This is a genomic window from Ureibacillus thermosphaericus, from assembly GCF_012396605.1.
Lineage (GTDB): Bacteria > Bacillota > Bacilli > Bacillales_A > Planococcaceae > Ureibacillus > Ureibacillus thermosphaericus.
The window spans coordinates 1-11570 of record NZ_JAAXPW010000030.1; the positions used below are offsets into that span (position 1 = coordinate 1).

13 protein-coding genes, 7 tRNA genes and 1 rRNA gene are annotated in these 11570 nt (G+C 35.7%); 1 reads left to right on the forward strand and 20 read right to left on the reverse strand.

Translation table 11 applies throughout. The features are described from left to right. The 20 genes from HF990_RS11335 to acpS form a co-directional block, all read right to left on the reverse strand. A 16S ribosomal RNA gene (locus tag HF990_RS11335) occupies window positions 1-87 on the reverse strand; the annotation flags it as partial. Window positions 88-221: 134 nt separating this feature from the next. Beyond that, window positions 222-295: transfer RNA gene (locus HF990_RS11340), tRNA-Gly, on the reverse strand. Window positions 296-334: 39 nt separating this feature from the next. Continuing rightward, window positions 335-420: transfer RNA gene (locus tag HF990_RS11345), tRNA-Leu, on the reverse strand. A 67-nt stretch (window positions 421-487) separates the two neighbouring features. Then, window positions 488-559 (reverse strand) — tRNA-Lys (locus tag HF990_RS11350). A gap of 9 nt (window positions 560-568) precedes the next feature. After that, window positions 569-643, reverse strand: a tRNA-Gln gene (locus tag HF990_RS11355). Window positions 644-647: 4 nt separating this feature from the next. Further along, window positions 648-723, reverse strand: a tRNA-Asp gene (locus tag HF990_RS11360). Between the two features lie 9 nt (window positions 724-732). Then, window positions 733-804: transfer RNA gene (locus HF990_RS11365), tRNA-Glu, on the reverse strand. 1 nt (window position 805) lies between these two features. Then, window positions 806-880 (reverse strand) — tRNA-Asn (locus tag HF990_RS11370). Window positions 881-1071: 191 nt separating this feature from the next. Further along, a complete protein-coding gene (locus tag HF990_RS11375) occupies window positions 1072-1533 on the reverse strand; it encodes a SprT family protein (RefSeq protein WP_168412642.1) in 462 nt (153 codons plus the stop codon). 156 nt (window positions 1534-1689) lie between these two features. Then, window positions 1690-3879, reverse strand: a complete 2190-nt coding sequence (locus HF990_RS11380; RefSeq protein WP_168412635.1) for a Tex family protein — start codon at window positions 3877-3879, stop codon at window positions 1690-1692. A 184-nt stretch (window positions 3880-4063) separates the two neighbouring features. Then, a complete protein-coding gene (sigB, locus tag HF990_RS11385; protein ID WP_168412636.1) occupies window positions 4064-4846 on the reverse strand; it encodes an RNA polymerase sigma factor SigB in 783 nt (260 codons plus the stop codon). Then, window positions 4821-5294, reverse strand: coding sequence for an anti-sigma B factor RsbW (rsbW, locus tag HF990_RS11390; protein WP_168412637.1), 474 nt, complete (start codon window positions 5292-5294; stop codon window positions 4821-4823). The genes sigB and rsbW overlap by 26 nt, the downstream gene beginning before the upstream one ends. After that, window positions 5281-5625, reverse strand: coding sequence for an STAS domain-containing protein (locus HF990_RS11395; protein WP_016838303.1), 345 nt, complete (start codon window positions 5623-5625; stop codon window positions 5281-5283). The genes rsbW and HF990_RS11395 overlap by 14 nt, the downstream gene beginning before the upstream one ends. Before the next feature lie 74 nt (window positions 5626-5699). Continuing rightward, complete coding sequence (locus HF990_RS11400; RefSeq protein ID WP_016838304.1) at window positions 5700-6698, reverse strand: PP2C family protein-serine/threonine phosphatase; 999 nt, start codon at window positions 6696-6698, stop codon at window positions 5700-5702. Window positions 6699-6712: 14 nt separating this feature from the next. Continuing rightward, window positions 6713-7114, reverse strand: a complete 402-nt coding sequence (locus HF990_RS11405; protein WP_016838305.1) for an anti-sigma regulatory factor — start codon at window positions 7112-7114, stop codon at window positions 6713-6715. A gap of 324 nt (window positions 7115-7438) precedes the next feature. Then, on the reverse strand, window positions 7439-7789 hold the full coding sequence (locus HF990_RS11410) for a type II toxin-antitoxin system PemK/MazF family toxin (protein ID WP_026019074.1): 351 nt from the start codon (window positions 7787-7789) through the stop codon (window positions 7439-7441). A gap of 5 nt (window positions 7790-7794) precedes the next feature. Next, window positions 7795-8079 carry a hypothetical protein gene (locus tag HF990_RS11415; RefSeq protein WP_026019075.1) on the reverse strand — a complete coding sequence of 95 codons (285 nt, stop codon included), beginning with the start codon at window positions 8077-8079 and terminating at the stop codon, window positions 7795-7797. Window positions 8080-8213: 134 nt separating this feature from the next. Then, window positions 8214-9335 carry an alanine racemase gene (alr, locus tag HF990_RS11420; RefSeq protein WP_016838308.1) on the reverse strand — a complete coding sequence of 374 codons (1122 nt, stop codon included), beginning with the start codon at window positions 9333-9335 and terminating at the stop codon, window positions 8214-8216. Between the two features lie 92 nt (window positions 9336-9427). Then, window positions 9428-10435, reverse strand: a complete 1008-nt coding sequence (locus HF990_RS11425; RefSeq protein ID WP_168412638.1) for a LolA family protein — start codon at window positions 10433-10435, stop codon at window positions 9428-9430. A 101-nt stretch (window positions 10436-10536) separates the two neighbouring features. After that, on the reverse strand, window positions 10537-10893 hold the full coding sequence (acpS, locus tag HF990_RS11430) for a holo-ACP synthase (protein WP_016838310.1): 357 nt from the start codon (window positions 10891-10893) through the stop codon (window positions 10537-10539). Between the two features lie 70 nt (window positions 10894-10963). Between acpS and HF990_RS11435 the strand changes: the two genes are divergently transcribed. After that, window positions 10964-11569: a rhomboid family intramembrane serine protease gene (locus HF990_RS11435; RefSeq protein WP_016838311.1), complete on the forward strand. Its 606-nt coding sequence runs from the start codon at window positions 10964-10966 to the stop codon at window positions 11567-11569. The last annotated feature ends 1 nt before the right edge of the window (window position 11570 follow it).

The window sequence follows — 11570 nt, forward strand, 5'->3', positions numbered from 1 at the left end:
GCTAGGCTTTCAATTGGTTCGCTCGACTTGCATGTATTAGGCACGCCGCCAGCGTTCGTCCTGAGCCAGGATCAAACTCTCCATAAAAGAAAATTTGATTTGCTCAAAATTTAATGTCCGAATCTAGATTGTTAACGAGGGTTAACAACTAGATAATTTATTGCATTAACGTTTTGTTGTTCAGTTTTCAAGGTTCATTCTTATTATTTAATACATAAAAATGGAGCGGGTGATGGGAATCGAACCCACGACATCAGCTTGGAAGGCTGAGGTTTTACCATTAAACTACACCCGCATTATTATTAAGAATTGTTATAGATCTCGCATTAGCACTTGGTGCGGCCGAGAGGACTTGAACCTCCACGGGGTTGCCCCCACTAGGCCCTCAACCTAGCGCGTCTGCCATTCCGCCACGACCGCATTTATCGGTGGCTTTATCAATTATACACTTTCGATTTAATTTGTCAAGCGTTTTTAATAAAAGAAGTGAGCCATGAAGGACTCGAACCTTCGACCCTCTGATTAAAAGTCAGATGCTCTACCACTGAGCTAATGGCTCATAATGGAATGGCTGGGGTACCAGGATTCGAACCTGGGCATGACGGAATCAAAATCCGTTGCCTTACCACTTGGCTATACCCCAATAATGGCGGTCCCGACCGGGATCGAACCGGCGATCTCCTGCGTGACAGGCAGGCATGTTAACCGCTACACCACGGGACCTAATTATAATGACCCCTACGGGATTCGAACCCGTGTTACCGCCGTGAAAGGGCGGTGTCTTAACCACTTGACCAAGGGGCCATGGCTCCGAAGGTAGGATTCGAACCTACGACCAACCGGTTAACAGCCGGTTGCTCTACCACTGAGCTACTTCGGAATAATCATTTTGCAGAATCATCCTACCGACTTTTATTATTATAAAGACGGTCATCCGAAAAGTCAACACTTTTTTTCATTATTTTTATTTTCATGAATATGTGTAGCTTTCGAGGATTCAACGGTCTAACTAAGTAATTTTAGCGACTTTAATAATTTAACATAAATTATTAATAATGTAAAGCTATTTTTTCATGGGTACATTAATTTTTTTAAAAAGCCGTAACATTTACCACAACGATATTTGCTAACATCTATTCTTCGCTTTCTAGGATATTGTTGTTTACAAGATAAGCATTCATATAAATGAATCATCTTATTATATTTTCTAATGTTTTCTTCGATTCTAGAACAATATCTAGGTGCTCCAACTTTAGTTAATAAATCTCGAAAATCTTTATCGCGATGCTTATATCCTTTCCCTTGAATATGTAAATGATAATGGCAAAGTTCGTGAAGTATAATCCCCCGTAATTCATTAATCCCAAAAAGCTCATATGACTTTTTATTGATTTCAATATTGTGACTTTTAAGCAAGTATCGTCCTCCTGTTGTTCTTAACCTAGGATTAAAATAAGCTTTATGTATAAACTGTCGACCGAAATACTCTAAAGACAATTGTTCCACTAGTTGTTGTAACTCTTGATCAGTCATTTTCCCACCGTTCTTCATTACAATATTTTATCCCTTTTCAACACAAGTTTATCATAATAATAAAAGAGGTGTCTGGTTGTTTAGACACCCCTAGCACTTCTAATATAATAGAACTGATAATTTATCATTTAATACATGACAACTATTATTAAGTTTTCACTTTTCCATTTCGTTAGCAACATTTTCTTTTTCCGGTGGAATCATCGTTAAAGAAATTCTACCTTTTTCAATTTCTACTTTTTCTACCCAAACCGTTACAATATCACCTAAGGAAACGACATCAAGCGGATGTTTCACTCTTCCTTTTTTCAATTTTGAAATGTGCACAAGACCATCTTGTTTAACCCCGATATCAACAAAAGCTCCAAAGTCTACAACATTTCGAACAGTGCCTTGTAATTCCATTCCCACTTGTAAATCTTCCATTTTTAAAACATCGGTTTTTAACAACGGTTGCGGGAACTCATCGCGAGGGTCCCTCATCGGCTTCATTAAACTATCTACAATATCTTTAATTGTGATTTCACCAACACCTAATTTCTCGCTTAGTTCTACCAAGTTCACTTCACTTAGCGTCTTTTCACATTTTTCAGTACCAATATCTTGTTGAGTTAGTCCACAAATTTCAAGTATTCTTTCCGCTATTGGATAGCTTTCTGGGTGAATACCCGTTGCATCGAATGGATTTTCTGCATCTGGTATCCGCAAGAATCCGATTGCTTGTTCATAAGTTTTGGCGCCCAGTCGAGGCACTTTTTTCAATTGAGTGCGTGATGTAAATTTTCCATTTTCACTTCTCATTTTTACAATATTTTCTGCTACAGATTTAGAAAGACCTGAAACATATTGCAACAACGAACTTGATGCAGTATTTACGTCAACTCCTACTTGGTTCACGGCCGTCTCTACAATAAACGTTAACGATTCTGCTAATTTCTTTTGGGATACATCATGTTGATATTGACCAACACCTACTGCTTTAGGATCGATTTTTACGAGTTCTGATAATGGATCTTGTAGGCGTCTTGCGATTGAAACAGCACTTCGTTGCTCTACTTGTAAGTCAGGAAATTCTTCCCTAGCAATTTCAGAAGCAGAATATACGGATGCTCCTGCTTCATTAACGATGACATAAGATACCTTTCGTTCCACTTCTTTTAGAACATCCGCAATAAATTGTTCAGTTTCTCTAGATGCCGTACCATTACCAATTGCAATAATATCAATTGGATATTTATTCAATAACGATTTGATTATCTCTTTCGATTCTTCTGTTTTCGAAACTGGCGGATGTGGGTAAATGGCTGAAACTTCTAACATTTTTCCGGTTTCGTCAACAACCGCTAATTTACAACCCGTTCGATATGCAGGGTCTATTCCAAGAACCATAATGCCGCGTATTGGCGGTTGTAAAAGTAAGCTTCTTAAATTTTCTGAGAAAATATGAATTGCTTGAATTTCTGCCTTTTCAGTTAATTCGTTTCGAATTTCTCTTTCAATTGAAGGTTGAATCAGGCGTTTGTAACTATCTTCAATTGCTTCTTTCACCGGTGTAATTGAAGGTGAGTTCGATTTGAACGGAATCCATTCTTTTTCCATGATGAAAAGAGCCTTCTCTAATGGGACATGGATGGATACTTTTAGCACTTCTTCTTTTTCGCCCCGGTTGATGGCTAGTGTTCGGTGAGGAACAATAGATTTTACAGGTTCTTCGTATTCATAATACATTTCAAATACTTTCTTTTCATCTTTATTCTCATCTTTTACCGAAGTAGTAATGAGCCCTTCTCTCCACGTTAGTTTTCTTAATAAATCACGAATTTTTGCATCATCAGAAAAACGTTCAGCTAAAATATCTTTAGCACCATTTATCGCATCTTCTACCGTGAATACTTCTTTCTCTTCATTAATGAATGGGCTGGCTAACTTCTCTACTGGATCGTTTCCAAATTTCATTAATTCTTCAGCTAACGGTTCTAAACCTCGCTCTTTGGCAACAGTAGCTTTTGTTCGACGTTTCTGTTTATATGGGCGATATAAATCTTCCACTCGTTGCAAAATCGTTGCTGCTCGAATTTCAGCGGCTAATTCTTCTGTCAATTTTCCTTGCTCATCGATTAGCCGAAGAACCTCTTCTTTTCTTTGCTCTAGTTGTTGTATATAATGATAGCGTTCTTCAATCAATTTAATCTGCACTTCATCAAGGGAGCCAGTTGCTTCTTTACGATAACGTGCGATGAATGGCACTGTATTCCCGTCTTCTAATAATTTAATGACCGCTTCCACTTGGGATGGTTTAACTTCTGCGTCGTTTGCAATCAATTGAAGCATTTGCTTTTCGTCCATTTTTCCACTGCCTTTCTACCTTAGAACCTTTCCAATTCAATCGACTAAAAAATTATTTAGACAGAGTTATTTTATCATTATACTTATTTAAATGACCAATTGATGTATTTGTAATAGTAAGTAAGAACACTTATATAAAAATAGCCCACTCCAGTGAGCAGGCTTGTCCACATTTTCTATTCTATTAAATTGAAACACTGCTATTAGTCGTAATAGCGCTCTTCAGTTTTTCAATGGCTTTTCTCTGTATACGAGAAACATGCATTTGAGAAATTCCTAACATTTCACCAGCTTCTTTTTGACTTAATTGATCTAAAAAGGTAAGCTGAAGAATTTGCTTTTCCCGTTCTGATAAGATATCTATTACTTCAGAAAATACAATTCTTTTATTTGTAAGCTCGAAACGATCATCCTCTTTTCCTAGCATATCTAATAAAGTAACGGTACTTCCATCCGTATCTGATTCAATCGAATGATCAATCGATAACGCTTGATAATTTTTTCCGATTTCCATTGCTTCCAATACTTCTTCCACTTCAACATCTAAGTAATCCGCGATTTCTGGAATGGTAGGAGAGTGCTGTAATTTCACTGTTAACAATTCCACGGCTGATTTTATCTTCGGTCCTAACTCTTTTATACGGCGTGGAACATGAACATCCCAAGTTTTATCACGCAAAAAACGTTTAATTTCGCCAATGATTGTCGGAATAGCAAAAACTTCAAAATTTTTGCCAAGAGAGGGATCATAACGTTTAATTGCACCCAACAATCCCAACATCCCAACTTGAAACACATCATCATAGAGCGATTTTCCATAGGAATATTTTTTAGCAATGGATTCAACTAAATTCTCATAATGAAGCACAATGCTTGTCAGAAGTTCTTCATCTCCTGTTTGTTGATATTGGAGAATGACAGAAATAACTTCTTCTTCCTGCCTAAGTGATTGGGATTTTGTGGACATTTTCTTTCACCTGCTCTCTTGCGACATATTTCGTCATGAAAACAGTAACTCCACCTTCATTGTTCATTCTCACCTCGTCCATTAAAGTTTCCATTAAATAAAGACCTAGTCCGCCTTCTCGTAAACTTTTAATATTTTCGTCTTCTCGATATGGTCCAATTTTTGACTTAATCTCTTCGAAATTAAATCCATTTCCATAATCTGAAACCATAATTTCCATTTTATTATTGTACAATGCACAGCCGATGACGATTTCTCCTTCATCCAAACCATGATAGGCATGTTGCACTACATTTGTAACCGCCTCACTGACTGCGATTTTCATATCTTCAATTTCATCATAAAAAAAGCCTACTCGAGTTGCTAAACCAGATATCGAAAGCCGAATAACACTTACATATTGTGGCTTCGCAGGAATTCGTATTTCTACATAATCAAATGCACTCATTAGCTGGTTCCACCTTTTTATCAGTTTCAATATCCATTAATTCACTCAGCCCAGTGATTTCAAACAATCTAGCTAAGCGACTAGATAGGCGTACTAACTTTAATTCGGCATTTTCTTTTAATACTTTTTTATAAAATGCAACAAAAACTCCCAATCCCGTACTATCCATATAGGTAACTTTTGATAGGTCTAATTCAATAATCGAACTTTTATTGATTGTGATTACCTCTAGTTCCTCCCTTAACATTGGAGCAGTGTAAGTGTCGATTTCTCCTTCTATTACCCCATATATACGATTCCCTTCTTCCCGAAATTGTACATTGACATTCATCCAGGACACCTCCAAATTGACTATAGTACCTTTCCCCCAAAATACAATGATTAAACCTATAATTATATTACTTTCTAATATTTTTTAATTGTAACAATAGTAAAATCATCTTCCAATAGAAAATCTTGCAATTTATTTAAGTATTCAAAAATCTTCTCACACATTTCTTGCGCACTTAAATGATTTAACGATTTCGCTAATTCCTTAATATATGTTCGTGAGTCAAAGTTGTCCATTTTTCTAAATTCAGTTACACCATCAGTAATCATAATAATAAAATCATTTTCTGATAGATGAATGTCAGTTTGAGAGTACTTCATCTCAGGCAATACTCCTAATAATAATCCATTAGAATCTAAATCTGTAAATGTTTGTTGTTTGGAGTTATAGTAGAGTGCAGGTTCATGCCCAGCGGAACCAAAAGTAAATATATCCTTTTCTAAATCATATCGACCGTAAAACATGGATACGAACATACTGTCATCAACGCTCTTTTCAATAATACGATTTAATACTTCTAAAACATAGGAAGGATTATTGTTTGCATATTCTAACGTATCCAAACCATATTTCACCATCGACATACATAGTGCTGCAGGTACACCTTTGCCAACTACATCCGTAACAGCTACACTAAAATATTTCCCATCATCATGCATAAAGTGAACATAGTCACCATTCATTTTTCGAACAGGCACAGAAACCATTCCAATATCAAGACCGTTTGGTTTCGGAATTTTTGTTTCAAGCAATAAATTCTGAATTTTTGCGGCTATTTCCATTTCAATTCGAATCTCTTCTTGCTTTAATAATAAACTTTGATGTTCCTTTAACATCAATCCAAAGTCAACCATCACTTCGATTAAAAAATCAAAAGAATTTAATACAGAATCAGGAAGATCTGGAACAATATATTCTAGCGACTGTTTATGAATACTAACTAAATCTTCAGGAGAAACATTACTCTTCATTAATTGGCGCACTAAATTTTGACCGATGTATAGATTGCTTTCATTTTGATTTAATAAATAATCTGATAAAACTTTTTGATATTGGACTTTTAATTCTTTCAAGAGGAATACACTCCCTATTCCAACCACTTTTCAATCCTTATCACAGTTCCTTTACCTAATTCAGAATTGATTTGGATAGAATCCATTAATCGTTTTACACCTGGAAGTCCGACTCCTTGACTATTGGATGTTGTATAATTATCTTCCAGGATTTTGCGAGGATCAGAAATACCTGGACCATTATCTATTGCTGTAATAGCAATTCCTTTTCGTCCATCTTTCTCTAATTTTTCGACAATAATTTCCCCCATGGTGGCATATAAATAAATATTTTTTGCTAATTCACTTGTAGCGGTGGCAATTCTTGCTTGATCAACAACTCCAAAGCCAATTTCCTTGGCTAAATAGCGGCTTAATCGACGTGCAGCAACTATATCTAATTCCGTAACTATATTTACTGTCGGGTGATCTCTCATTTATTAACACCCCCATTGATTTTCCCTAATCACTAGGTCTTTATTCTATTAAAACAATATGTAGTTAAAAATATTGATAAGGATATTGATAAAAATAGTATTTTATATATTTAATATAACGTATTGAATAATCTTCCATCAATTACATAAATATAGCCGCAATGACGGTACTTTCGAAAATTTAGATATTTTTGATAAGAACGATCGAATTATTATTTCTATCTAATTAATATTATTTTCTAAATCATCTTTGCATTCTCCTCTTTTTTAAACAAAAAAAGCTAATAAAGCATCGTTTGCTTTATTAGCCTCATCGAATATGTATTAAAATTTTATTAAACCTAAACTTATTTCCAAAGCGATATCAACTTTTTCCATCAGCTCATCGTCCAGATGGGTTATTCGGTCGGTTAATCTGGACTTATCTATAGTGCGCAATTGTTCAAGCAAAACTACCGAGTCCCTTTCGAATCCATATTTTTTCGCATCTATTTCGACATGGGTAGGTAATTTTGCTTTTTGAATTTGCGCAGTAATTGCAGCAATAATCACAGTAGGACTAAATCGATTCCCAATATCATTTTGGATAATTAACACAGGCCTTGTACCGCCCTGTTCAGAACCTACAACAGGCGACAAGTCTGCAAAGAAAACGTCCCCACGTTTTACAATCAATAATGTCATCCCCCGCTTACGAGACGCTCCACTGTATGTTCTGCTTCATACTCGGCATGTAGACATTCACATGAAATCGACAAATTAATTTGAGCCATTTCTACATAGCCTTTTCTCAAAGCTTCCCGTATTTGATTTGGTTGCTTGCACGCAGCTTCTCTTCTCTTAAACGTATAAATAAACGTTTCATTATTCGAATATTCTAAATTTCCACCGCAAAATTCCATTACCATTTCCTGAGGAAGAGCCACCTTTACTTCCTTTGCACCATTCACTTTTTTTGCGTACACAACAAGCACCTCCACAAAAACCGTACCTTTTCTCATCACTCTATCTCATTCTATCATCTGAATATAGAGTTGAAAAGACAAGATGTTACAAATTCTGATGTTTTTACAGTTTTTGTTGAGGATTTTGTCGTATTTTAGTCATTTTTGTAATAAATTCTCGGTACTCTGGAAGTGATGATGCAAGGAACTTCGTAGTTAATTGTATCTACTTTAGTAGCCCACTCATCAATAGTAATTTCTTCATTTTTTTGCTTTCCAATTAAAACAACTTTTTCACCAATATTATATGCAGTAGGTAAAGCAATCATACATTGATCCATACAAATTCGTCCGACAATAGGTACTCGTTTTCCATCAATCAATACATCCTGTCCGCTATATTTGCGAATTAATCCATCTGCATAACCAATCGGTAATGTACCGATATAAGTTGGTTCATTAACAGTAAATGTAGCTCCATAACCAACAGACTCCCCAGGTCCGATTTGTTTTATTGCTACTAATTCCGTTTCCAATGAAAAAGCAGGTTTAAATGGAAAAGGATGTTTCGATTTTACAAATTTTGATGGTGCTAATCCATACATTGAAATACCGAAACGTACTGCATCATACTGCAAACGTGCATCTTTTACTAATGTGGTTGCAGTATTCGCGACATGAACGATTCTCGGTTTTTCAGGTAATGCTTTTATAAATTGTTCAAATCGATGAACTTGTTTTTGGAAGTAAGAATCATCCTCTTCATCTGCTGTTGCAAAATGAGTAAAAATTCCATCAAGTATAAAGTGCTCTGCCGATTGAATTGCATCATACAGGGAGCGCAACTCTTTTACTGTTGTTACGCCAATACGATTCATTCCAGTATCTACTTTAATATGTAGTTTCAGTGACTTGTTGCAAACTTTTTTTGCTTCTTCAACCCAATTTGGAGAATATACCGTTAATGTAATATTTTCTTCTGCTGCGTAATCTGCAAAGGATGCTGGTGAATATCCTAGCACTAATATTTCGGCTGTCGGTATATGTTTCCGAACATGAAGAGCTTCGTCAGGAGTAGCTACTGCGAGCATGCTTGCTCCAGCTTCCAACGCCGCTTTCGCTACTTCAATATCTCCATGTCCATAAGCATTCGCTTTCACGACTGCAATAATTTGAACATTGGGTTGAATATGTTTTTTTAATTCATTTACATTGTATTTTATTGCATTTAAATCAATAATTGCTTTTGTTGGACGGAAGTGCTTATTGTTACGCATATTAAGTATTCCCTCTTTTATTTTTTTTAAACTTCAAATCTTAAGCTTTCTTGTTTGTATTGTAAATCTCTCCGTCCAACAAAGCAATGAAATTACTTCAAACTACCCGCTGTAACTGACGCTGCAACTTCAATCAATTCTTCCTTCGTTAAATCATTGGAAGCAATGAAGAATGAAATACCATCTTTTTCCCAACTAATTGAATGGTCTGTAATAGCTCCAATTGTAAATCCTAAATCTAGTGGATCTCCTGGTTGGAATACAGGAATTGTTGCAGATTCGCCTAGCGCAATCGGTTCTTGTACTAATGTGAAGGATTTATCACCTTCAAATGTGAGAATAACACGCTCTACACCATCGTTTTCAATGCGTTTTTCATCCACTAAAGTTGTATTACCCCAAGTTAATACAGGATAATGAGTTTGGAATTCAGTACTTTCTTTTTCTGTCGCTACATTTGGTTCATTATCTTTCGTAAATTGTTCAACTGCATATTCTTTTTCTTTATGCTGCACACCTAAATCGATCTTTTTAAATGTAATTAGCATTTGCTCTTCTTCAGACTCGTCTAATATAGAAACACTTTTTGGGAGCAATGTTTTCTTATCTACAGTTACTCTTTGAGTAGGCATGATACTCTTATGATTATTTCTCGTTGCAGCAGTAAAGATATAGCTATCTTCCGTTTCCTCCATCACAACATTTTCATCAGCCAACAAGTCTTCAGCTAACGCTCCAATTAGATACGGTTGGCTATTTTGTTTTGGCCATTCACTTTGGAACTTGTACGTTTTTTTCAATGAAGGTGTGACTACGAATACTCCTTCTTTATTTCGAATAATCATTTGGGTTACATTTTCATCTTTTTGAGAAACTTCAACTCGATAAAAATCTGGTTGTGTGTGCCATACATTAACATCATAAACTCTTGGTTCGTTTCCTGTTTTAATTTCCATTGTAGCATCGAGTTCGTATCCTTTGCCTTCTGCCCATTTTTCGTGCAGCTTTTCCAAAACTTCTTCCTTCGAATCTTTACCGCAAGCACTCAGCACGACGACACTTAACAGCAAAACGAAAAATATAATGACTTTGTGTCTCAAAACTCCATCCTTTCTACTCTAACTCGATACGACAAATATATGAGGGGCAGTAGAAGTTTATGCTATCACTTTTGGACAATAACACAATTTCATGTTGATAATCAGGAATTCAAAATAATAACTTGTGCTGCAGCATAATCCCTCGAATGTGTAATGCTGACAAAACCATTTACAGCTTGGCCATTAAAATAAAGTATTGGCTTCCCAAGTTCATCATTTAAGATTTCAATTTGGTGAAACTCACATCCCTCCCTTATCCCCGTTCCATTTGCTTTGGAGAAAGCTTCTTTTGCTGCAAATCTTCCTGCTAAAAATTCGCATTTTCTTTTTTCAGAAAGCTCTTTAAAAACGGACAATTCTCGTTCTGATAAAATGCGTCTCTGGAACTTATCTGTTCGATTCATTAACTCATATATTCGATCAATCTCTACGATATCTAAACCTATTCCTTTTATCATATGTTGGCGTTCTCCTTTTAATAATCTCTAAATACAATGTATAATAATTTTATAAATTGAGGTGACTATTATGTTTGTTCGAAGAGAAAATTTTAGACAATATATTAAGTTCTATCCAGTAGTTTCAACGATAATTGCGTTGAACTTAATCGTGTACATATTAACGCTGATTCCTATTATTGGCGATAAAATTTTTTACTCAGGAATGAGCGTGAATAGGTTGATCGCTGAAGGCGAATGGTGGCGAGTAATCACTGCTACTTTTATTCATGCAGGATTCTTTCACATTCTATTTAACATGTTTGCTTTATTTTTATTCGGGCCAGAATTGGAAAGAATTTCTGGTAAAATTCGCTTCTTTACGATTTACCTAATATCAGGACTGTTTGGTAACGTCGCTACCTTCATTTTTCAACATTTGGATTATGCCAGCGTAGGAGCCAGTGGTTCAATTTATGGTATTTTCGGAGCTTATGCAGCACTTGTCTACTATACTAGAAATACAATGCCGCAACTAAAACAAATCATTATGCCAATTATTATCATCGGGTTAATTATGACATTTTTACAACCGAATACGAACTTTTACGCCCACGTTGGTGGATTAATTACTGGATTCATGTTAGGGCTTGCCTACTTCTCACCAAAAAATATATTACGTTGGCGCATGAAATAAT

Bases quoted from the DNA above. Each gene is read 5' to 3' on its own strand.
- HF990_RS11395 (WP_016838303.1), bottom strand. From the start codon at position 5,625: ATGAATGTCAATGTACAATTTCGGGAAGAAGGGAATCGTATATATGGG.
- alr (WP_016838308.1), bottom strand. From the start codon at position 9,335: ATGCGTAACAATAAGCACTTCCGTCCAACAAAAGCAATTATTGATTTA.
- HF990_RS11405 (WP_016838305.1), bottom strand. From the start codon at position 7,114: ATGAGAGATCACCCGACAGTAAATATAGTTACGGAATTAGATATAGTT.
- HF990_RS11375 (WP_168412642.1), bottom strand. From the start codon at position 1,533: ATGACTGATCAAGAGTTACAACAACTAGTGGAACAATTGTCTTTAGAG.
- HF990_RS11435 (WP_016838311.1), top strand. From the start codon at position 10,964: ATGTTTGTTCGAAGAGAAAATTTTAGACAATATATTAAGTTCTATCCA.
- rsbW (WP_168412637.1), bottom strand. From the start codon at position 5,294: ATGAGTGCATTTGATTATGTAGAAATACGAATTCCTGCGAAGCCACAA.
- HF990_RS11380 (WP_168412635.1), bottom strand. From the start codon at position 3,879: ATGGACGAAAAGCAAATGCTTCAATTGATTGCAAACGACGCAGAAGTT.
- sigB (WP_168412636.1), bottom strand. From the start codon at position 4,846: ATGTCCACAAAATCCCAATCACTTAGGCAGGAAGAAGAAGTTATTTCT.
- acpS (WP_016838310.1), bottom strand. From the start codon at position 10,893: ATGATAAAAGGAATAGGTTTAGATATCGTAGAGATTGATCGAATATAT.